The following is a 22,055-nucleotide window of genomic DNA, read 5'->3' as shown; positions in this document are numbered from 1 at the left end:
CTTAGATTAAATTCTTCTGAACAGCTTCTTTAAAGTCAAAAACGATACTCGTCACGACATCTGAAATAAGAAGGAAACTTTATCACCTTTGCCCAAGGCAATCCGATCGCCCGGACGCAGCCGATGACGATTGCCTAACAGCAACGGCACGTTATTGATATAAGTGCCATTTGAGCTGCCGACATCTTCAATGTAATAAGCATCACCATCAGCCCGAATATCAGCGTGAATGCGAGAGACAATTTCTGAGTTGGGAAAGCCAGAGACATCAATATCAGGCGGAATGCGATCGTTGGGCTTGCCAATATGCACCACAGGCAGCCCCTGCGGTAGCTCAATCACCACATTGGTTTGCAAATGCAGCAGTCTGCCCGACTGATTTTGCAATTGGGTGGCTGAGCTAACTGGAGTAGACTCAGCGATCGGCACAGGCGGCAGTAACATCGGTTCAGCTACTGGTTCAGGCGAAGTGGGTGGAGGCGGCTCGACTAACGGATCGGGCGAGACTAGCGGATCGATCGTGAGCAAATCTGGTAAGCGATCGGGGTCAGATTCGCTCACGGGTGACGAAACTGCGGTCGCGACTTGACTTTCAGGCTCTGGAGTTTTTAAGTTAAAGCCACACTGACCGCAAAAACTGGCATCAGCTTGCACGGTCGTCCCACAGTTAGGGCATTGAGTTGTCGCTGGAAGAGGCGTATAGCAAGCCTCGCACTGCACCGCCCCATCAGGATTCTGATGGTTGCAATTGGGACAGACAATCATGAAAGTTTCCCCATTCACCAAATCTATGATAAGTGAAGAGTTCTAAGTTTGAGGTTTAAGTTCTGGTTGAGCGTAAAACTTATCCCTCGTTTTTGAAGTTCTGTCCGGCTGATTGATCGAGCAACCACCACAAGTCGCCTTGGGGAGCAATCAGACGAGACGGATAGGTCATGTCGTCGGCAACCGGGGCAAAAATTTGGGCAAGAGCGCTTTGTTTGCTGGCACCTGCCACCATAAAAATCACCGTCTGAGCGTGATTAATCAACGGAACTGTGAAGGTAATGCGCGGTTGTCCATCTTTGCTGCCAACGGTGACTAGCCGATCGTCCACCCGCAACGCATCGGTATGAGGAAACAGCGAAGCCGTATGAGCATCATCCCCAATGCCTAACAAAATCACGTCAAACGCTGGAAACTCGGTGGCTTTGACCTGAAAAAAGGCTTGCAGTTCGGCTGCGTGGGTTTGCGCCGCGATCGCAGGATCGGCTTCATTCGTCGCCATCGGGTGAACATTGCTGGCAGGAATTTCCACGCGATCGAGCCATGCGAGTCTTGCCATGCGCTGGTTGCTGTCAGGGTGATCAGCCGGGACATAGCGTTCATCGCCCCAAAAAACGTGAATTTTGTCCCACGGTAGGGATTGTGCTGCGAGTTTTTCATAAAGAGGCTTAGGTGTGCTGCCCCCTGCTAATGCGATCGTCCCGATTCCTCTTTCTGTGACGGCAGCGTTGAGTTTGTCTAACACAATTGCTAGGGCGCGATCGATTAGGGCTTCTAAATCTGGCAAAACTTCTACAATTTTGGTCATTGTCTCCACCGTTAAAACTGCCACTTGATAGAATAATTTGAAAGCGATCGGTCGTAACTACTCAGGCGCTAGATTTAGATTTTCAGGTTAACATTCATCTAACAACGCCTCTAGAGCTGCCTTCATCTCAGAAGGATGGGTGGTGGTTGTACCAAATTGACGGACGACAATGCTCGCAGCGAGGTTGCCTAAGACGGCTGCTTCCCAGAAAGTCGCCCCAGCAGCGAGACTGAGGGTAAGAGCGGCGACGACGGTATCGCCTGCACCTGTGACATCAAACACATCAGTGCGATTAAAAGCGGGAATCGATTGTTCGGTTCCATCGCGCTCGAACAAGGTCATTCCCTGATCGCCTCGCGTGATCAAAAATTGCTGTGCCTGGGTCAAATTTAATAAGTCCTGTCCCGCTTGAGAGAGGGTTGCCGCGTTGGTGATCTTGTAGCCGACAGCGAGTTCTGCTTCGGGTAGATTGGGCGTGAAGAGACTGGCTTTTTGGTAGCGATCGAGTCCAATTTGAGCGTCAACAATGGCACGAGGATGAGTAAGCACGGCATCAATCACAGGCTGGGTCAGGGTGCCGTCGCCATAGTCAGAACAGACGATCGCATCCACCGTGCCAACGTGTTGATGAATATAGTTTGCAAGCTGCTGTTGAAGGTTGGGAGCGGGAAGCTCGTCGGACTTGCGATCGATTCTCACAATTTGCTGAGTCACCGATTGACGAGCGTGTCCAGAGATGCGGGTTTTGGTGATAGTGGGACGATCGGGGTCGAGAAAAATGCCATGGGTGTCGATGCCTGCGTCTAGAAAGATCTGCTGAATAGCTTGCCCTTGAAAGTCTTTGCCCAATAGCCCAACTGCCTTCACCGTCGCGCCCAGTCGAGCAAAGTTATAGACCGCATTCGCCCCGCCTCCCGGCACTTGTCGTGTCGTCTCGTGGCGCAAAATCAGCACTGGAGCTTCACGAGAAACTCGCTCAACCTGTCCGGTCATAAATTCGTCGAGGGTCAGATCGCCCACAATCAGAATCTTTGCTTGAGAAAACTGATCCATGAGATCAAACAACCGATCGGCAGATTGCCGAAGTTGAGCGGTAAATGTGGCATCTAGGGACATAAGACATGATTTGCAGCGATCGACGTTCTATTGTCGCTCAACACGGGATCGATCGACCCAAAAATTGAGGAGGCTTGCAGGGCGATCGCTGGTAGCTAAACTAAATCTAGAAATGTGCGGAACGTTTCTGCCCACTACTTTATAGTTAGCTGGCTCCGTACAAAGTCTTTGCACTCCGTAATTTGGTATCCTTGATTATGTATAAAAACATCAGCAAGCAATTGGCTGAGACTAGCAAAAGTATGAATAACAATGACTTTAATAGACCTTCTTAGAGATATCGAACCCCTGATTCTAGATAAAGAGATTCCGATCTGGCTAGCCGCTCGGACAGTTGAGGGACAGCGAATCGAAGAAGTTGAGATAGTACCAGTAGGTGGCATTTCGGTAGATGAAGATTCTCAAGAATTAATTTTGCTGGCAGCAAATTATGTTCAATCGGATGAAATCAGGAGTATTACGACGGTAGATGAGTTCTGCAATTGGGCAACAGGGTCGCCAGGGCACTTTGCAACCTTCCTGCTTTATGGTGCACAGAGGCAAATTGATCTTCCTGACGGCGGTATCGCTCGCTCTTATGACAGTCTAGATGCATGGTTTTTACCTAAGAACCCCACAGCTTTATGGCTCCTTTTCAGTCCTCTTGATCAATGGCCTTCCGAGTGGTTTGTCACTTAAGGGGAACGTTAGCTCGTCAGACCCAAAAGCCAAAGTTGAGTTTTGGATGCGTTTGCTCTGAGGAGACTTGCCCATCGATCGCCGACTATTCATGAATCAAAATTAACGCCCCAAAACTAGGAAGATCGATCGCTAACTGATTATCTTTTGCTTCAAATTTTTCACCTGTCCACGATCGCCATACTCCATCTGCTGGAAAAGCAGAAATTGAGTATTGCTCATAAGATTGCGCTGAAAAATTGAGAATGACGACGAGCCGATCGCCCGTCTCAGTCCAGCGCACAAACGCCAACACTTTGTGATCGGAATGAGTATAAAAGAACTCAATATTTTCAGTTCGCAAAGCAGGATTATTGTGTCGCAGGGCAATCAAACGCTTGTAAAACTCGAATAAATCGTGGTTCAAGTCTTGTTCAAGCAGCGACCAATCGAGCGGATTGGGTGTTGATGTTACTTCAGCTTTGCGAGTGGGTTGCCCAAACTCATCCCCCATCCACAGCATCGGAATGCCGGGGGCAGTGAGCTGCAAAACTGCGGCGAGTTTGACCCGTTGAAAGGCCGCTTCTCCGGTAATGTCAACGTCTGCTAATTCAACAAGCATGTGTTCACGATCGTGACTGGCTAGATAATTAATCACATTCGTGGTCATTGAGTAACCCTGTTGACGGGCATCGATCGCGGATTTCAGTTCTTCAAGGCTAGAATCTCCACCCGTGATGATGTCTTTGAGAAAGTAGCGGAAACTTTCGTGCCAGCAACCGTCAAACACGCCTTTTGGTTGAACAATTTCGCTCGTATCAGGTATGTGTTCTGCAATGTTATAAAACGGCTTATCGCCTGCGGCTTGTTTGGCTTGCTCCATCAGCCAACCGCAAAACTCATAATCTGCTAACTGCCGAACCGCATCATAACGAATACCATCGATATGATATTCCTGAATCCAAAATCTCACGACATCGCCTACAAAACTCCACGCAGGGCGAATGTCTAGCTTGTCGTCATAGTGAGTGTAATTAAATTCAGGGCCCCAATAGTTTGCATCGTCATCAGGATAGTGACGATCGTGATAATACCAATAGTCTCGATCAAGCATCAATAACGGATTTTGATCATCGGTGTGATTATAAATGCCATCCAAAATTACCCGAATGCCTCGTGCATGACATTCATCGATCAACTGCTTGAGATCTTCGGGTTTGCCATAGCTCGATTCGGGAGCGAAATAGTAGCGCACCATGTAGCCCCAGCGATAGTTTCCAGCATATTCGGTGATTGGCATCAGGGCGATCGTATTCACACCCAACTCTGTTAAGTGATCGAGTTTAGCGATCGCTCGTTTAAATTTATCCGGCTCATTTAAATTGCTGTCACCACAAAAATCAGTGATGTGCAGTTCATAGATCACCAAATCCTGATTGATAGGTAGAGAACGATCGTCATGTTGCCAAACATAGGTATCAATCAGTCGTTCTCCTGACTTGACCCGAACAATCCCGTTTTCAGTTTTGCGATCCATTGCGGTCATGTAAGGATCGTTGATGTCCACCCACTGATCTTTGAGCGCCGGAGTATTAGATTGAACTCGAAACTTGTATTGATAAGAGCCATCTTCGAGGTCAACGTGAGTGCGGAAGTAACCGTCATTTCCTTTCTGCATCGATATCTCTGTCCAGCCAGAAAAAGAGCCTATTAGAGAAACCGCTTGATTGTTAGGAGCAAAAAGTTTGAACTCGATCGGACTTGTCATAGTTGCTTGTGATTAAAAAATGTAGTGTTGCTGAACCGAAGTATAAATCTGTCAAAGCTGTAAATTCTCTCGCCCCCTAAATCCCCCAAAATTGGGGGACTTTGAGATTCCGGTTTCCCTCAAAATTGGTGGCTAGGGGGGCGATTCATGCCACCATTCAGTAACGCCAAAAATAGTACTTCTGGATCACATTCGCTCTATTGCCACACGAAAACTTTGGCTTCGTGCGGGCCTATATCGGTGGTCAGGTGACGATCGCCCACTTGCACGTCATAGTTGCCTGTCCATTCGTGCCAAGTGCCATCTTCAGGGAAATCAGGAACGCTGTAGCCTCCCAGAAACTGATCTGAGAAATTGGCAACGACGACGACACGCGCCCCTTCACCGTTCCAGCGAGTGTATGCCAACACTTTTGAGTCAGGGTTTTCGTGGAAGAATGCAATTTTCTCGGTGTAAAGCGCGTGATTATGTTCGCGCAGAGCAATCAAACCTTTGTAATAACCGCGAAGATTTTGATTCAAGTCGCCAATCAACAATGTCCAGTCAATCTTGGATTGATCTTGGGTTTTATAGTGATATTCGCCAAATTCTTCACCCATCCACAGCATTGGGATGCCAACCGCCGTCATTAACAGCGAGACACCAAGTTTGACCCGACGAAAAGCTTCTTCACCGAGAATGTCCCGATCGCCCAATTCTGCCATCACATGATTGTGGTCGTGATTGGTCAAATAGTTGACAACATTGGTTGCGCCCATAAAGCCCTGACGCTTGCAGTCAAGCACGTCTTTAAGCCGCTCTAAGTCAAAGGTGTCGCCTGTGATATGTTCTAAAATGCAGTGATAAAAACTGTCATGCCAACAGCCATCCATCGGGCCATCAACATTCGTGATGCTCGTGGTTTCAGGAATGTGTTCAGCCACGTTGTAAAACGGTTTTCCCCCAGCCGTTCCTTTGGCTTCTTGCACGATCCAGCGCATGAAGTCGTAGTTAGCAATTTGTCGCGCTGCATCATAGCGAATGCCGTCGATGTGAAATTCGCGAACCCAATAGCGAACCACTTCGCCAATAAAGCGACGAGCCGGATAGGTTTGTAAATTTTCGTCGTATTTTTCGTAGTTGAATTCTGGGCCCCAGTTGTTGTCAGGGTCGCGGGGTTGGTGGTGATACCAATAGTCGTGATCGATTTGAGTCAGAGGGGCAGACGCTTCAGAGTGGTTATAAATCCCGTCCATGATCACGCGCATTCCGCGACCGTGGCACTCGTCGATCAATTGCTTGAGTTGTGCGGTTTCGCCATAGCTCGATTCGGGGGCGAAGAAGTGACGCGGATTGTAGCCCCAGCTATAGTCACCGGGATATTCTTTGACGGGCATTAGCTCGATCGCATTCACGCCCAAATCGCTAAGATAATCGAGCTTGGCGATCGCGTCTTGATAAGTGCCATGCCCATCATGATTAGCTTCACCACCTGAAAAATCAGCAATGTGCAGTTCATAAATCACTAGCTCACGATCGGCGGGAAGCGGCTGATCATCATGTTGCCAAACATAGGTATCAACGATGCGTTGTCCATCTTTGATGTGAGCGATCGCATTCTCAGAAGCGCTCTTGCCATCGACATCAGTGGCGTAGGGATCAGTGACATCTACCCATTGATCTGGCTCAAAAAACCAGCTTTTTGACTGCACTCGAAATTTGTACTGATAAGTCCCATCTTTTAAGTCAACGTTGACTCTAAAATAGCCGTCTTCCCCTTTCTGCATGGGGATTTCTTTCCAATCAGAAAAAGAGCCAACTAATGAAACTCCCTTGTTATAGGGGGCAAATAAATTAAATTCTATAGGACTTGTCATATAACTCCCAAGAGTAAAGATTTACCTACGCTCAAAGCGAATTGTGTGTATTGTCTAACGATCGTTGAGATCAACACATCTTGCTCTCGTGGGATAGTTTTCTTCTCGTCTCTTTCGCTTTATCTCTTGCGGAATAGATCTTTCGTTAGAGTTGCCAGCAGGTGAGATTGCAATTTTGACTAGAACTGACGATCGCGCCTACAAAATTTGCTGCGGGAGCTAATTCTCGAAGGTGCCAATCTGCAATGTTTCCTTGAGGAATCTTGGTCAAATAAGCTTGGTTTGACTCTAAAGACATTTCTAATGCTTGTAGTTTTGCGAGTCCGTCGCCTGTCGCTTTGAGATAGGCTTCTTTGCAAACCCAGTAACGAAAAAAGGCTTGAGACTGTTGGCAGGCAGGCAGAGCGGAGATCGCGGCATGTTCGTTGGGTGAGAAAAAGCGCTGAGTCAAGGAGTCTAAATCTGCGATCGCTCTAACCTGTTCTAAGTCAACGCCTACTGGACGATCGAGCGCAACTGCATAGAGTGCTAATCCTTGCGAATGCGCGACATTAAACTGCAATCGTTGATTTGCGAGAGATGGTTTTCCTTTTTCGCTATAGATAAACTGCACTTGATCGGGTGCGATTTGCAGATAGCGACCAAGGAGCGATCGTAAGATACCTCTTCCAGCAATAAAGCGCTGACGGTGTTGAGCAAATCGAAAACGATCAGCGCGAATTTGTTCATCTGATGACAGAATTTTTGCAAACAGTTCGATGCGTTCTGTAGGCAAATCAAGCGGCGATCGCCACACATGAACCTGAGCATTTTGCAGCCTCAAATCAGCCGGGGGATGCCGCCAATCGCCTTGATTGTTCATGCTTAGACCGATGCAGGTTGTTGACGAATCGCTTCTGTTTTAGACTGCTCAATCACCGGGGGACGCAATGCGAGATAAGCGATCACGCCAAACAAAGGCACCAATGAAACCGCCCAAAAAATTCGTTTGTTGGTCAATCCTCTCCGCGCCATGTCATCGCCCAACAATGTCGGAAATAGTAGACACAATAAACAAAAATCTAAACTCATGACGTGAATAAATCGGCTGGTTTGCCACTGTTGCACAAAGTCATTCCAATTGCCTTGAGTCACGCCGTAAACAACTAACGCGATCGCCGCCAACCCAAGCAATGCACCTGTCCAGCGAGAGTCTAATAGTTTGAGAAACCAGTTTTTCTGCCCTGGAAACGTCGGATTAGGTTTGCGAAAAATCAGGTAGGGCAAAATCGCGAACGCACCTACTGCAAACGATGCCGTTGAGAACAGCCACGCCGGAAGTTTTTGTCCTTTGCCGTCGAGATACATCACACAACTGTAGATCAGGGGAAACACGCCCATAATGTTGAACAGTGCCACGATTAAGGGGTTAACGCCTTGAATTTGTCCGGTAGACAGATTTTTAATTAGGTCGATCGTATCGGGACTGTCGGGCGGCGCAAGCAAAAAGGCATAGCTGACAAATCCAACCCAAATCAGGGTGAGGGCGATTTTTTTGAACATGAGGATCGAAAATAATAGAGAGTGATTATAGTGTAAGCCTTATGACCGAAGAGACAGGACGCTATGGAATCATGTTGGTGACAGCGAGTTCGCGGCAAGAGGCAGATGCGATCGCAGAGTCTCTGATTCAAGCAAAACTCGCGGCTTGTGTGAATTTGCTGCCAGTGTTCTCAATTTACACCTGGCAAGGAACGGTTCATCACGACGAAGAGTGGCAACTGTTGATCAAATCTGAACGATCGCGATTTGACGAACTAGAAGCCAAAATTCGAGAAATCCATTCTTATGAAGTACCAGAGATTATTATGTTGCCGATCGTCGCCGGATCGCAGCCCTACTTACAGTGGATTTCTAGCCAAGTCCAGGAATAACCGATTTTGCACTTTAAGATTTGCGATTCTAGATTAAGCTTATTCGCAATTGATCCACCGTTAACTAAACCTATGATCCGCGACGCTGTTGAAGCTGATTTGCCTACGATCGTCACCATTTACAACGCTACGATTCCTTGCCAAATTGTCACCGCAGATTTTGCGCCTGTGACGATCGAAAGTCGTCTTGATTGGTTTCTCGCTCATACCCACGATCGTCCCCTTTGGGTGATGGAGATTAACGGCACCGTTGCAGGATGGCTAGGGTTTCGGTCATTTTATGGTAGACCCGCCTATCAAAGCACAGCTGAGTTGAGTCTTTATGTTCACCCTGATTGTCAGCGAATGGGGATTGGGCGGAAACTTTTGGGGCGAGCGATCGAGATGGCTCCTGCTCTCAAGATAGCCACTTTGCTAGGTTTCATTTTTGCCGATAATCATCCCAGCCTTAAGTTATTTCAGCAATTTGAATTTGAGCAGTGGGGCTATCTGCCCAGGGTCGCCAAGTTTGACAGAGGGGAACAAGATCTAGTGATTCTCGGAAGACGAATCTAGCGAACAGGGCAACAGCATCTAAAACTTAACTTTGGCGATCGGGTCTGATTAGCTAACGGTGAATCTGTCTACTTATTAAAGCAAGCGTTTTGGACAGAGTTAAAAGCTGACAAAGAGGAGAGACAGATGCCCTACATTACGGTGTCGAAGAAATTGGCTTTGCCCGTGGTTTACAGAACGTGCAAATATCTTTCCAAATATGGAAAGATAAATCACAATGAGATAGTTCATGCTTATTCCCTGTAAGAAGCGATCAAGCAATTAAAGCGTAACATCGACAGGGATGAATATAGCGATCCTAAGTAAATTGTGGAATGGGCATTTTGTCGTCAAATTTACTACTGTGACTTGAATAATTTACAAAAGAATCTCATTGATTTTACGTTTCCATTCATCTTCAAAAATTAGCTTGAACTCAACGCGAGAGCCAAAGAACTCTTGCTTTAGTTCACTCCACTGCATTTTTTGACCAAGCTCATTGCAAATTTCAAAAATGGTTTGTTTATACTGAGTGTCTTCATTTTTCAAATGTAAACCTTTACTTTCAACCACATATACAGTGGAACAATCGTCCGGTTTCTGTAAATCTGCTTCGGGCGCAATAAAATCAGGATAAATTTTTCCTTTCTTCCAACCTTGAATGTAGTAATCTTTTCTAGAAACATTTCTGTACCAGAAGAGGAGTTTTTCTTGCTCATCTAGATAAATGGCGATCGCTTTCTCCATATCGTTAAAATCTTCTTCTAGTACATAATCAAACAAACTGCGCTGGATAGGATCATTATTCTCTCTTGTTAGTCTATGTGCCTTTTTATGGACATTTATTCGAGTCGGAATATCTGGGCTTCTATCAACAACTAAAAAGAAGCAAAGTTGTTGTGTATCTAGCAAATGCCGAAATATACCTTCTGCTAAACGATCGCGCTCTTTGCTCAATTCCTTACGCAATTCCTCGATGATGAAAACCATGTTGGTTGCGATAATCTCTTCGGTATTGCTTGACAGATTGGATAAGGATGAAAACACCTCTTCTGCAATTTGATAGGCGATCCAAGGATTGGGAACTACATCTAAAATTTGACGAGTGACGTAGACTAAATCGAGCTTTACACTTGCTTTTTGAATCTGGCTCTCTCTTTTTTCAATGACTTCTCGTTCATATTGACTAAGCCCAATTGCTGATGTTTCGTCTTTGCTTTCTGTCTTTGTGAGAGGCAATTTTTTAATTTCGTCCAGATTTACGAGTCCCCAGTTAATTTGGCTGAGTATATCCATTTCATAACTGAGTTCGCGCCAACCTTGGGACTGTTGAATAACAAACCGGGGTAGATAAAGCTTGCCTTCAAATTTCTTGAATTGCTCTCGATAGCCGACTTCTACTTTGTCGTCATTAACTGTATCTTGAACGATGTTTCCTGCAATGTCGCCTAAACCTTCATTCTGTAAGCCTATACGAATACTGCTGATCAAGCCTTGCGCTTTCTGCTTGAAGCAAAAAACATAGCATTCATCTAATGCTTGAACTTTGGTCTTTCGAGCAAACGGTTGTCGGAGAATGCGCCCGATTAATTGGGTGATAGCATTCTTTGAACTGGGGTTGGTGAGGACTGTCAACACGTAGGCAAAGGAGCAATCCCAGCCTTCTTGTAGAGCTTGCTTAGTGATGACATAGCAGATAGAACATTCTTTACTGAATAGGTCAAGCCCTTCGATATCATCGGTTTCGCTAGATTTTATAGCGATCGCATCTGAGCTTATGCTGCAATCTCTGATCAAAAAGTTCTTAGCATCTTCAGCGTGAATGTAGTGAGTATCGGTCTGTTGGTCTTTTCCAGTCCGCTCAACCTGAATCAAGCAAATCGGGCGAATGTAGGTTCCAGTTCTCGCTTGATACTCCAACGCTTGTCTGTGGAGTTCTTCGCGCTTGGCAACACTATCACGTAAGCAGTCTTTCCAGTCATAGCTGGCTTTGTTTGTAAGATGAATGTCGAGCTTGATCATTTCCTCTCGGTTGAGTTCCTGCCCACTCACGTTGATCAGGATGTTGCTGTTAGATGGTGGCGTGGCCGATAGTTCGACCATGATGGATGGATTAAAGTTACAGATCGTGTCTTGAGCATTTTTGCTGTAAGCTTTGTGTCCCTCATCAATCACGATAATGGGCTGAAGGATGCGGAGGGTGTTGCCCAGCGAGGTTTTAATCTGTTACCAAAGAAGGAATGCTGTTCAGAAAAACAGTTTAAATTAGGGAATTGCCCCAGTAATTCTTGGTGATCAGGGAGGCGATCGTCGGGTGGAAAGAACTGATCAAAGCCTGCATGATCCTGGAAAATTTTCAGAGTTTCCTTGTTTTGCCGATTGGCAGACGGCAGCATCAGCAGCAAAACGACGAGACTTTCTTGAATGTCAGAAGGTGTAAAGCGTTCGGTTTTTTCGACGATTTTAGTACGACCACCGCTATTGAGATCCAACACTTGACGATAGGGATGTTCGCGGGTACGGAGTGCCTTCAGGGTTTGCCGATAAATCTGGTTCGTTGGCACAATCCATAGCACTAATCCTGTTTGCCGTTTTAGATAATGGCGGTTAATTAAGCCGATCGCATGAGTCGCTAAGAGGGTTTTCCCGCCCCCAGTCGGCACTTTGATACAAAAATTGGGCAACGGTTCACTCAGACCATTTTTCTTGTCATGGTGAATAGCCCCTTGAAACGTTGTGCCTCCTTTTGCTTTCTCCCAGGCTTGCTGAGGAAAATTAAAGGCATCGTCAGGATCTTCAGCAACGTCTCTGTCGTACTTCGCTTTGGACTTTGCCAAACGCTCAAGGTAGACCTTGACCTCGTTAATACAGTGTTTTTGGTAGTCCTTGAGTTCCATGATTGTTTATCGATCGCGCCGCGTAAGCTGTACTGGGTTTAGCCTTGTCATTCTAGATCCTCGCCCTCAACAGGAACCGCTGTAGCTCAAAGTTTTAGCCTTCTCAATTGCAGTATCAACATCAGGCAAAGATTGCCCATGTTTTTGCGCCGTTTCAATCCACAGCTTTGTGACAATTTCTAGTTCTTCTAGTGTTTCAGGTAAGGTTTCACCCTGAGCTAAACATCCTCTAAGGGCTGGAACTTCTGCAACATAGCCACCCTCATCGCAGGGATAAATCACAATGGGATAATTCATGCTTACTCCTCTTCATTTTCTTGAACTTCCGTCTGGTCAATCAATTCGATCACTCGCTTCACATAAATCGTTTTGACTTTGTTGTTGTGGACTGGAACGACGAACGTTATTTCATCCTTTGTGAAAATATGATGACTTCCTGTAATTCGATCGAGTACAAACCCTTCCTGTTCTAAAAGCTTCCAAATATCTGAAAATATTGCATTGTTTGGGTTGTTTTTTAATCTTGAACGGAGTTTTTCTCGCCTGCTCATATCGTAGAGACCTCTAGCTACTCTTTGAACTTGTAAATCTCAAAGGGAAGCTGACAGTATTCAATGCGATATCGTTCTAACGTATCGATATCGAGATATTTCATAGGTGCGAAAAACAGCCGTTTCTTGGAGTTAGGTTTCGGCAGTCCTAGCTTTTCTGCTTTACCTAAATCAAGGGCAGTGGAGCGTAAATAATTCAAATCAGGTTGATAAAGTAGATAAACTTCAAAGTCGTTGCTTTCGCCAATAAAATATCGATCAACCTCAACTTTCGTTAGGTCAAACTCATCACCTGTCGCAGTGTAAAAAACATACCGTGCTAAGTCTTCGTAAGCAGGCAAACTATTCCCTTCCAAAATTGCCTGCATCTCGATCGGATCACCCAATTCAAAAAACGAAAAACTGCCGCCCAAACCATCTTTCAGAGTTTTATCTTTTGCATTAGGAACTCCTTGAATTACTCGCCGTACTCGCTCTGCCGTCAGCGAGTCAGCGTAGTTTTCCATTTCAACCAGAATAAACTGACGATTACCCCCGTCCTCCTGATTAAGTGATGAAACAGCATGAGCCGTCGTTCCTGAACCTGCGAAGGAATCTAAAATAATAGAGTCATCTTCAGTTGCAATCTTAAAAATAAGTTTAAGCAGACTCACAGGTTTAGGCGAGTCAAAAGGATTATCTAACTCTTCAAAAAGTTTCTTAATCTCTCTTCGCGCTTTTTGGTTATCTCCAGCAAATTTTCGATCCCACCATGTAGAAGGAACTACACCCTCTCTAACTTCAGATCTAAATCTTTTTAGCCTTGGAATTCCGCCACTCCACCATACTCGGTTTTCTTGTTCATTCTTCAGATGTCTATTTGTGTCAAATCGCCATACATTTGAGCGTGATGGATAAACTTCTTTCCCTATGACGGGATTTAGAATTGGATAATACAAATTAGGGCGTTCATCAACTGACTTGTTACAAGTGTAGTCTACAGATGTCCAAGTCCCCCTTGGATCATTATCAGGGTTAGAATACCGTTCCTCCTGTTCTTGGCTTCTCGGTAATAAATTCCGTTCCCAACCATCAGGATCATTCTTTGTTTCTTTAGCCTTCTTGGCATAAATTAAAACATAATCGTGCATATCAGAAAGATAAGTTGCATCATTCTGAGGTGATTGTTTTTTCTGCCAAATAATAGTTGCTATAAAATTGTTTTCATCAAAAATCTCATCCATCAGCATTCTCAAACGATGAACTTCGTTATTATCAATTGAGATAAAAATTACACCATCATCTCGCAAAAGCTCTCTGAGTAACTTCAGGCGAGGCATCATCATGCAGAGCCATTTTTCATGTCGTGCTAGGTCTTCTTTGTCGATCGGTTGGTTGGCTTTTAGCCACTCCTGCATCATCGGCGAGTTGACATTATCGTTATAGATCCAGCCTTCGTTGCCCGTGTTGTAGGGCGGGTCAATATAAACACACTTCACTTTGCCCGCATAAGTCGGCAACAGGGCTTTAAGAGCGAGCAGGTTGTCACCGTGGATAATCAGGTTATCGTGGAGGCTGATTTTATCCGTCAGGCTGGCAACAGGATTGGGCACCAAATGATGGTACTTGAGGGTGAGGTGGTGATTTTGAACGTAGGACTTGCCTTTGAAGTGGATCGTTGCCATAGCCATAGAGAACGTCTGCAAGACTCTAGGCTACAGGCAAATCTCTTTGTTTGACCGTATCAGGTGGTATTTCTTCAGATGTTTGCAGAGGGGCAATCAGTCTCTCCTTGCCAGAAAATTTGATCTTGTCTACGTTTTCACTACAGGCATCTTTTCACATCGTAACGTTGACGATCGGACAAACTGACAAAACTCCTTAAATCCTTCAAAATCAGGCTGTTAAAATCAATTCACCTGAATCATGCGATCTATGGATATTGCTCAATTTGTGTCCATTTTGGCGACTGCGATCGCGACTTCTACGCCCCTCGTGTTTGCCTGTCTTGGCGAAACCATCACCGAACGCGCTGGGGTAATCAACCTCTCCGCCGAGGGCACAATTTTGCTCGGAGCCATGACGAGCTTTGCGATCGCCAAAACCCTCGAAGGATCGGGAACAGTACCAAGTTTATTAGCCGGATTTGCCGGAGCCGCCTTAGTCGGAGCCGCGATCGCGCTGATCGTCGCGTTAGGAACGTTGACGCTCAAACAATCACAAGTCGCGATCGGGTTTGTGTTGGCGTTATTAGGCGCAAATTTATCGTCGTTTCTGGGCAACTCCTTTGTAAGAATTCCCGGCCCGACAGTGCCCAGTTTTAAGATTCCCGGTTTGCAGAATATTCCCTTTTTAGGAAATCTTTTGTTTCAAAGTGATTTGCTGGTGTATTTCAGCTATGCCGCGATCGCCCTAGTTTGGGTCTACTTTTATCGGACTCGTGCAGGACTGATGTTAAGAGCGATCGGAGAACAACCCAATGCAGCTTTTGCAAGAGGAACCAATGTAGTCAAGATGCGCTACATCTACACGCTGATTGGGGGAGCAATGATGGGAATCGCTGGAGCCGCTTTTTCGCTTGACTTTAAGGCAGGTTGGAGTCACATGCACACGGCTGGCTATGGCTGGATTGCATTAGCGATCGTCATCTTTGGTGGGTGGAATCCGCTTCGAGTCGCGTTAAGTTGTTATTTATTTGGCATCCTGCAATCTTTAGCCAGCGTTGCTCAAAGTACAATTCCTGCTGTTCCTAGTCAAGTGTTTAATGTGGCTCCTTTCATGTTAATGATTCTATTACTCGTGTTGACATCTAGTGAGTGGATAGAACGATTGTTAAAGTTATTACCCTCACCGCTCGATCGCACCGCATCAGAAATGATTCGCAGCACACCACCTGCCGCATTAGGCAAAGTGTTTGAACAAGATTAACGTGACTGGAACTCTTTCAGACGCGACAGCGATCGCACCGCCCACATTTGAAGCTCATCGCCTCATTCTCAAACCCAAATGCCCGCAGCAAAAAGCCCCAACGACACTCGCGCGTTTTAAGATAGTCTCGCATCGGTTGCGTAGAATTAGACGAGTTTGCAGTCTGAGCAGAGTCAGTCGCGTGAATCGTGTAGTGAAACGGGTCAGACCAGGTTAACCGTCCGAGACTTTGCAATAACGAAAGCGCGATCGTACTCTCTTTAAACTGTTTAGCTACTTCATTCACGTTTCCTTGCTGCGGAAGTTTTTTGATAAGTTTCTGGGCTGTTTGCTGTTGCGATCGTGCTTGCGTTTCAAAAAATTTCCAGCGCTGTTGATCGTCCGAATCGAGCCATCCACTCACTAGCATTAGCGCCTTTGCTGGTTTGCCATCTCGTCCCGCGCGTCCAATTTCTTGCACATACTCACTCAGCAGAAACGGTGCATGGAAGTGAACAATCCATCTGACATTCGCCTTGTTTACCCCCATCCCAAAGGCGCACGTACACACCACAAACTGGAGGGCATCGGTTAACCAGGCTTGTTCGATGCGGCGGCGATCGCTGGCTCCCAATCCTGCATGATAAGCCGCCGTTTTATAACCTCGTTGCCTCAGCCATTCTGATAGTTCTTCACTATCTCGCCGCGTTCGCACATAGACTAAACCGGACTGTTTAAGTTGAGATTGAATCAATTTAAGTAATTGATCTCGTCGCCCTCTCGGAGTTTGCACTGTTTGCACCGTGAGGCTGAGATTGCTGCGATAGGGATTGAGTCGAAAAACTTGCGGATCTTGCAATTGCAGAACTCGTTCGATCGTCTGTTGAGTCTGAGGATCGGCAGTCGCGGTAAAGGCAGCGATCGCGATCCGAGTCCCGGCGGGTTTGTGCTGCAATAGCGCCGATCGCACCGCCCCTAATCGATAATAAGCAGGTCGAAAAGTGTCTCCCCACTGAGCTAAACAATGCGCTTCATCTAGAATGATGCCGTTGATTTGCAAGCGCGGATCCCACAGCCGTTGCCAAACCGACGCGCTCAACAGCGTTTCTGGCGAGAGATAAAGCAGCCGAAGTTGTTGAGCCTCGATCGCCCAAAGCACTTGTTTGCGCTGTGGGGCAGATAGTTCGCTGTGCAACAACGCCGCAGGCAACCGACGCTGCCGCAACTCTTGCACCTGATTTTCCATTAAGGCAACCAGCGGCGAAACCACTAGCGTCAATCCGGTTTGCATCAACGCTGGAAGCTGAAAGCAAATCGATTTGCCGCCGCCTGTTGGCATGATAATTAGAGCATCCTTTTGTGACAGCAACGTCTCAACAATTTCACCCTGGGGCGATCGAAAGTCGTCATAGCCCCAAATTTGCTTGAAGCGCGATCGCAGATCGGTCTTAGAACTCGGACGGGGAAGATTCATAAACTTCTGAAAAGCGCTTTCAGTAGAGTGCCCGTTCTCCCTCGTCAACTAGAATCGAAGTGCGGTCGATCGCCAAATATGCGAGACTGCTAGAATCGCATCTCTAACCCTTCGGACATGACGCAATCTGATTCTTCACCCACGCTCAAGCAAATTGCCAGCACCTTTCGACTCACAGGCTGGATCAGTTTTTGGTCGCAGCTTGTTTTGGCGATCGTGTCGAGTGCGATTTTGCTGTTTGCCCCGATCGCAAGTCGAGGGGTTGATTCAGCCAACAATCCGGGGACGAATGTCGGCGTGATTTTAACCGTCTTGGGCATTGCGATGCTGGGCTTTAATATGTATTGGGCACTGTTTCGCTACATTCCGATCGGTCGTCGATTGCAGGGTGCCGCCGCCACTCGTCCTAAAAAAGCAGAAGCGATTCAAGTCTTGAGAATCGGATTAATCGCCAGCCTGGGCGGAATTTTGCTAGCAGTGCTAGGAGCCGAAGCGATTATCGGTTTGCTGTTTGGCAAAGCCCTTAGTCAAGGTGCAGCCGGGTTTATCAACACCGACCAATCAAAGTTTATTAAACCACTTGATATTTTGGTCGTGCAAGCGAGTATCAACGTAATTTTGGCGCATTTTGTGGCGATCGCCACGTCACTTTGGCTGTTAAACAAAATGAGTCGGCAGTAAACAGCTAGTTTTCTAACCAGTCTAAAATCTGATTGAGTTGCTCTAACGAAACTAACCCGTAGTGCCAAAGCACCATCGGCAAAGGCCCATTCTCTTGCTTGGCATAGCGAATTGCCATCGCGATCGCGGATGGGGCAAGACAAAGCTCTTCTTGCAGAAAATGGATTAGGTGGGCGTTTTGGCGGTTAAGCCCTCGCTCACCCTCTTCTAGTTGATATTGCTCAATAATCTCAAACGGCAGCACAGACATTGTAGGAAACCCTGGGTAGTAAGGAGCGATCGGTGAATTTAGGTGTTTATCCTAACATTCAAGTTGTGGATTGAAAAATAAATTCAGTAAATTTTCGGTAGACAATCCAATAAGTATTTTTACCTACTCAGTAAAGCGCTGTAAGGGCATAGCACTGCCGTGCCTGTTAGCGTTGCAAGTCACTGATATTATTTAACGGCAGTTCGATGAGTTCTTTCGCTTCGTTTTGAGCGGCTTCAGCCCCCAAAATGGGGGATTTAGGGGGTAGCCCGGACTTGCAACCGTAGCGAAAAGCCTCATCGAATTCACGTTTATTTAATCTACGATCGCTAATGCTCTGGGTTTGTGGCTCGTTCTTTGGCTAACTTGGCTTTTGCCTGCTGCCAAAACGCTTCTAACTCTTCCAAGCTGTAATCTGAAAGCGGACGATCGACCACCGCTTCGATCTGGGCTAATCGTTGAATAAATCGTTCATTAGTCCCCTGCACGGCTACTGATGGATCAAGATCGTGCCAGCGAGCGAGATTGATCAGGGTGAAGAACAGATCGCCTAATTCTGCCTGCTGTGCAGCTTTACTTTCGTGTGCCAACGCGTGCTGAAATTCTGCCAACTCCTCTTCAAACTTTGCCCAAACATCCTCGATCGTCTCCCATTCAAAGCCTGCGATCGCCGCTTTTTGAGAAATCTTCAGGGCTGCCATCAAAGGAGGCAGCGATCGGGCAGCCCGCTTTAGCTGATAAGTCAGGCGTTGGGTTTCTGAGAAGTCTTGCCCTTTTTCAGCGGCTTTGATTTGCTCCCAGTTGCGGTGAATCTCATCGATATTCTCAACCGCTAAATCAGTAAACACATGAGGATGTCTGCGAATCAGTTTCTCAGTAATTTTCTCAGCGACCCGCGACAGATCAAACTGCCCTTGATCGCTGGCGACTTGAGCTTGCAGCACCACTTGCAGCAGCAAATCTCCCAACTCTTCGGCGATCGCGTCATGATCTCCACTGCGAATCGCATCAACCACTTCGTAGGCTTCTTCAATCACATAAGGAATCAGCGTCTCGCGAGTTTGGGCTAAATCCCACGGGCACCCCCCATCGGGCGATCGCAGCTTGGCGACGACTTCAATCAGATGTTGCAGCGCCGTCAAAATCGCGGTTTGGTTAGGTAGAGCAGTCATGTTAAGCCCTTTGAAAAATCTACTCTGCTAGTATCAATCCTCAGACAACAATTGATCCGAAGCGTCTTGACTATCGCGTCGTTCTTGCAGGCGGGCTTGCCACTCTCGAATCGCGATCGCCGTCCTAACCAGGGGAGAAATAAATTCTCGTGAGTGACTCGGTATTCTGGGTGAGATCGCTGAGGTTGCAGGCGGTTGATTGTTCATACACGGCAGCAAATCATCTAAATGGGGTTCTAACTCTAGCGCTCGCAGCACCGCTTCGGCAGACTGGTAGCGATCGCAGGCAGACACCCTTAACATTTTGCCTAAAACTCGTCCAAAATGATCGCTGACCTGCACCATGTCGCGCCACTTGATATCACCCGTCTTCGGTTCATACTCAAACTCGATCGGCGCTTTTCCAGTTAACAAATAGAGACAGGTGGCACCCACTGCATAGATATCGCTGGCATAGACCGGACGTAACGAAAGCTGCTCTGGTGGGGCAAACCCGATCGTGCCCACAAACTGCGTCGAGGTGCGAATGCTAGAGTGTTCGACCGTGGCAATTCGTTCTTTGACGGCTCCAAAATCGATCAGCACCAGTCGCCCGTCATCTTTGCAGCGTAGAAGATTAGGCGGCTTGATATCGCGATGAATGACTCGATTTTTGTGAACGTAGCGTAACAGAGGCAGAAATTCTTGCAAAAACGCTTTGACCTTCTCTTCAGAAAAGGCACCTGATTGCCTCACTTCTTTATTTAAGGTATTGCCACAAACATATTCCTGGATTAGATAAAATTCACCGTTCGTTTCAAAATAGTTGAGCAGTTGAGGAATTTGAGAATGACTGCCGAGCCGACTCAGGGCTTTTGCTTCTTGCTCAAACCGTTGACGGGCTTTTTGCAGAGCCGCCGCATCTTGAACTTTAGGACACAGTTGCTTGATGACGCAGAGAGGGCTGCTAGGCAACCCGCGATCGCGCGCCAAAAACGTCACCCCAAAGCCGCCGCGACCTAGCAATTTGCGAATTTCGTAGCGATCTGTAAATAGCTGTTTGGAGCCGCAAATTTGCCCCAAGTAGGTTTGATCCAGAATGTCAGAGCGAAAATTAGCGAGATTCTTGGGCAAACAATCCATTGCGGTCAATCAAGCACGAGGAACTCCGGTTGCTCCAGTCTAAGAAGTATTCCGACACTCTGGGGAAATCTTTAGAGTTGGTTTTTTGCCTTTTGCAAATGGTTATAGCAATCCCATTTCAGTTGTCAAGAGTGGAACAGGCTTCTAGCCTGTACAGGCAGGATGCCGATCCCACAAATTATTCGGGATTGCTATGTTTCTGCCAAAAATCTGTAACGTCAACCTCCACCTCAGCCAGCATCCGTCTCAACAGAGGCATGCTCAACCCGATCACGTTGGTATGACAGCCTTCTATCTTCTCGACAAACAAACTACCTCGACCTTCTAGGGCAAAACAGCCCGCACAGACGAGCGGTTCGCCAGTGGCAACATAGGCTTCGATCTGACGATCGCTAACTTCTGCAAAAAAGACTCGCGTCATTTGAGCACGTACCAGCGTTGTAGAAGGAATGAGCATCCCTTGTTCTGAATAGGGAACCAGTAAAGCGTGCCCCGTATAGAGTTCGCCCACCTGACCACGCATTTGTTTCCAGCGCCCGATCGCGTCTGCCGCATCAGCAGGCTTGCCGTAAATCTCGCCTTTGAGAGACAAAACTGAATCGCATCCCAAAATCAGCCCTGGTGTGCGTGAAAACAACCGACCATAGCCCACGAGTTGCAGATTGCCTCGGTGTTCCCAGAGCGATCGCATCGTTGCTAGGGCTTTTTGTTCTGCCAGGACATTTACTAACTCAGCAGGCTCGATTAGTTGAATTTGAGATTCGTCAAAATCGCTGGGATGCACGATCGGGTCAATGCCCGCTTGCTGAAGCAGCCGTTTTCGAGCCGGAGACGCAGAAGCCAGAACAAAAGGAGTCATAGAGTCGAGTTTATCCGTCGATCGAGAAAGACTTCGCAGCAGTTGTCAACAGGTCTTTCATCTTGCCCCACCGCTCTTCTGAGGTGGAGGCGTTAAACGTGTAGAGCTTGCCCCGATAGACGATCGCGCTGGCGATGTTGTGCCGCTCCTGGTTTCCGGGCAGCTTGACTAGATATTCCAGCAGATAATAGGTTTGATCACCCAGTTCGCGCGCTTCGGCGTTGACCAGTTCTGCGGTGCGACCTGAGTTAGGCGGCGCGATCGCGCTTTTGCCCAACTTATAGCCGACCTCGCTTGGCGTTCCTAGATCGCTAAGCGTTTTTTGCCCCTGGGTTGGGTTAATCACCACACTGACGTTTTCAGTCGGCTTGATAATGTCGTGAAAAACCACATCAGGGCCGTTAGCCACCTGCACTTCTGTCCAGCCATTGGGGTAGAGAAACCGATAACCATCGGTGCTATCGGCGTAGCTTTTTAAGCCACCGACCCCCGACACACAGCCCTGCAAACTCAGACTAAAAACCACCAACACTAGTACGACAAATCGTTTGAGCATTTCTCTAATATTCCTATCAATTCGGCTGAGAGCAGAGCAAAGTCTCTAACTTCCCTAGTGAACTCAACTGTTAATTGTCCCATTTCTTTGGATCAGTAAATGTTGGATAGCATTTAGACCTTTAAGATTTCAATAGGTTAAAAAATCGGAGACTCTAAGACTGGGCTGATTTGCTGAAAGTCGGATAGAC

The 22,055-nt window shown here is 46.9% G+C and carries 23 protein-coding genes; 5 read left to right on the top strand and 18 right to left on the bottom strand.

Features of this window, described 5'->3' with window-relative positions:
• Positions 1–51: 51 nt before the first annotated feature.
• The 3 genes from BRW63_RS14170 to BRW63_RS14160 form a co-directional block, all read right to left on the bottom strand.
• A complete protein-coding gene (locus tag BRW63_RS14170) occupies positions 52–765 on the bottom strand; it encodes an FHA domain-containing protein (RefSeq protein ID WP_073072172.1) in 714 nt (237 codons plus the stop codon).
• 79 nt (positions 766–844) lie between these two features.
• Complete coding sequence (gene pgl, locus BRW63_RS14165; protein ID WP_073072171.1) at positions 845–1,573, bottom strand: 6-phosphogluconolactonase; 729 nt, start codon at positions 1,571–1,573, stop codon at positions 845–847.
• Positions 1,574–1,660: 87 nt separating this feature from the next.
• Complete coding sequence (locus BRW63_RS14160; RefSeq protein WP_073072169.1) at positions 1,661–2,689, bottom strand: bifunctional heptose 7-phosphate kinase/heptose 1-phosphate adenyltransferase; 1,029 nt, start codon at positions 2,687–2,689, stop codon at positions 1,661–1,663.
• Positions 2,690–2,941: 252 nt separating this feature from the next.
• Here BRW63_RS14160 and BRW63_RS14155 point away from each other — a divergent pair, with 252 nt between their 5' ends.
• Positions 2,942–3,367, top strand: coding sequence for a hypothetical protein (locus BRW63_RS14155; protein WP_073072167.1), 426 nt, complete (start codon positions 2,942–2,944; stop codon positions 3,365–3,367).
• Positions 3,368–3,452: 85 nt separating this feature from the next.
• Here BRW63_RS14155 and BRW63_RS14150 read toward each other — a convergent pair whose 3' ends face one another.
• From BRW63_RS14150 to BRW63_RS14135, 4 genes are all read right to left on the bottom strand, one after another.
• Positions 3,453–5,114 (bottom strand): alpha-amylase family glycosyl hydrolase, encoded by a 1,662-nt coding sequence (locus BRW63_RS14150; RefSeq protein ID WP_073072165.1) that lies wholly within the window; start codon positions 5,112–5,114, stop codon positions 3,453–3,455.
• A gap of 197 nt (positions 5,115–5,311) precedes the next feature.
• Positions 5,312–6,970, bottom strand: coding sequence for an alpha-amylase family glycosyl hydrolase (locus BRW63_RS14145; protein ID WP_073072164.1), 1,659 nt, complete (start codon positions 6,968–6,970; stop codon positions 5,312–5,314).
• A gap of 145 nt (positions 6,971–7,115) precedes the next feature.
• Positions 7,116–7,832 carry a 4'-phosphopantetheinyl transferase family protein gene (locus tag BRW63_RS14140; protein WP_073072162.1) on the bottom strand — a complete coding sequence of 239 codons (717 nt, stop codon included), beginning with the start codon at positions 7,830–7,832 and terminating at the stop codon, positions 7,116–7,118.
• A 2-nt stretch (positions 7,833–7,834) separates the two neighbouring features.
• Positions 7,835–8,512, bottom strand: coding sequence for a DUF2834 domain-containing protein (locus BRW63_RS14135; RefSeq protein ID WP_073072160.1), 678 nt, complete (start codon positions 8,510–8,512; stop codon positions 7,835–7,837).
• 41 nt (positions 8,513–8,553) lie between these two features.
• Between BRW63_RS14135 and cutA the strand changes: the two genes are divergently transcribed.
• Together cutA and BRW63_RS14125 are read left to right on the top strand one after the other, a co-directional pair.
• A complete protein-coding gene (gene cutA, locus BRW63_RS14130) occupies positions 8,554–8,883 on the top strand; it encodes a divalent-cation tolerance protein CutA (protein ID WP_073072158.1) in 330 nt (109 codons plus the stop codon).
• Positions 8,884–8,955: 72 nt separating this feature from the next.
• Positions 8,956–9,438 carry a GNAT family N-acetyltransferase gene (locus BRW63_RS14125; protein WP_073072156.1) on the top strand — a complete coding sequence of 161 codons (483 nt, stop codon included), beginning with the start codon at positions 8,956–8,958 and terminating at the stop codon, positions 9,436–9,438.
• A gap of 357 nt (positions 9,439–9,795) precedes the next feature.
• Here the strand turns inward: BRW63_RS14125 and BRW63_RS14120 are convergent, their stop codons facing one another.
• From BRW63_RS14120 to BRW63_RS14105, 5 genes are all read right to left on the bottom strand, one after another.
• Complete coding sequence (locus tag BRW63_RS14120) at positions 9,796–11,592, bottom strand: DEAD/DEAH box helicase (protein ID WP_219898533.1); 1,797 nt, start codon at positions 11,590–11,592, stop codon at positions 9,796–9,798.
• Complete coding sequence (locus tag BRW63_RS28935; protein WP_219898531.1) at positions 11,589–12,314, bottom strand: DEAD/DEAH box helicase family protein; 726 nt, start codon at positions 12,312–12,314, stop codon at positions 11,589–11,591. The genes BRW63_RS14120 and BRW63_RS28935 overlap by 4 nt, the downstream gene beginning before the upstream one ends.
• A gap of 66 nt (positions 12,315–12,380) precedes the next feature.
• Positions 12,381–12,611 (bottom strand): type II toxin-antitoxin system HicB family antitoxin, encoded by a 231-nt coding sequence (locus BRW63_RS14115; RefSeq protein WP_073072155.1) that lies wholly within the window; start codon positions 12,609–12,611, stop codon positions 12,381–12,383.
• Between the two features lie 2 nt (positions 12,612–12,613).
• On the bottom strand, positions 12,614–12,865 hold the full coding sequence (locus BRW63_RS14110; protein WP_073072153.1) for a type II toxin-antitoxin system HicA family toxin: 252 nt from the start codon (positions 12,863–12,865) through the stop codon (positions 12,614–12,616).
• 17 nt (positions 12,866–12,882) lie between these two features.
• Positions 12,883–14,535, bottom strand: coding sequence for a site-specific DNA-methyltransferase (locus tag BRW63_RS14105; RefSeq protein WP_219898529.1), 1,653 nt, complete (start codon positions 14,533–14,535; stop codon positions 12,883–12,885).
• Between the two features lie 244 nt (positions 14,536–14,779).
• Between BRW63_RS14105 and BRW63_RS14100 the strand changes: the two genes are divergently transcribed.
• Positions 14,780–15,772 carry an ABC transporter permease gene (locus tag BRW63_RS14100; RefSeq protein ID WP_073072149.1) on the top strand — a complete coding sequence of 331 codons (993 nt, stop codon included), beginning with the start codon at positions 14,780–14,782 and terminating at the stop codon, positions 15,770–15,772.
• Between the two features lie 16 nt (positions 15,773–15,788).
• On the opposite strand, the gene BRW63_RS14095 is transcribed toward BRW63_RS14100, so the two are convergent.
• Positions 15,789–17,225, bottom strand: a complete 1,437-nt coding sequence (locus tag BRW63_RS14095; RefSeq protein ID WP_073072147.1) for a RecQ family ATP-dependent DNA helicase — start codon at positions 17,223–17,225, stop codon at positions 15,789–15,791.
• 117 nt (positions 17,226–17,342) lie between these two features.
• On the opposite strand from BRW63_RS14095, the gene BRW63_RS14090 reads away from it, so the two are divergent.
• Positions 17,343–17,906 carry a DUF3611 family protein gene (locus BRW63_RS14090; RefSeq protein ID WP_073072146.1) on the top strand — a complete coding sequence of 188 codons (564 nt, stop codon included), beginning with the start codon at positions 17,343–17,345 and terminating at the stop codon, positions 17,904–17,906.
• A 4-nt stretch (positions 17,907–17,910) separates the two neighbouring features.
• Here the strand turns inward: BRW63_RS14090 and BRW63_RS14085 are convergent, their stop codons facing one another.
• From BRW63_RS14085 to psbP, 5 genes are all read right to left on the bottom strand, one after another.
• The gene (locus BRW63_RS14085; RefSeq protein ID WP_073072144.1) at positions 17,911–18,156 is read right to left on the bottom strand and encodes a DUF2949 domain-containing protein; all 246 of its coding nucleotides are present in this window, start codon (positions 18,154–18,156) and stop codon (positions 17,911–17,913) included.
• A gap of 329 nt (positions 18,157–18,485) precedes the next feature.
• Entirely contained in the window at positions 18,486–19,328 is an 843-nt protein-coding gene (mazG, locus tag BRW63_RS14080; RefSeq protein WP_073072143.1) for a nucleoside triphosphate pyrophosphohydrolase, read from the bottom strand.
• A gap of 33 nt (positions 19,329–19,361) precedes the next feature.
• Entirely contained in the window at positions 19,362–20,450 is a 1,089-nt protein-coding gene (locus BRW63_RS14075; protein WP_073072141.1) for a serine/threonine-protein kinase, read from the bottom strand.
• Positions 20,451–20,628: 178 nt separating this feature from the next.
• Complete coding sequence (locus BRW63_RS14070; protein WP_073072139.1) at positions 20,629–21,309, bottom strand: nucleoside triphosphate pyrophosphatase; 681 nt, start codon at positions 21,307–21,309, stop codon at positions 20,629–20,631.
• A 10-nt stretch (positions 21,310–21,319) separates the two neighbouring features.
• On the bottom strand, positions 21,320–21,865 hold the full coding sequence (gene psbP, locus BRW63_RS14065) for a photosystem II reaction center PsbP (protein WP_073072137.1): 546 nt from the start codon (positions 21,863–21,865) through the stop codon (positions 21,320–21,322).
• Positions 21,866–22,055 lie beyond the last annotated feature (190 nt).

It is taken from the genome of Phormidesmis priestleyi ULC007, assembly GCF_001895925.1.
GTDB lineage: Bacteria > Cyanobacteriota > Cyanobacteriia > Leptolyngbyales > Leptolyngbyaceae > Phormidesmis_A > Phormidesmis_A priestleyi_A.
Note: the sequence above shows the minus strand (reverse complement) of the source record. Positions and strands in the feature narration are given on the sequence as shown.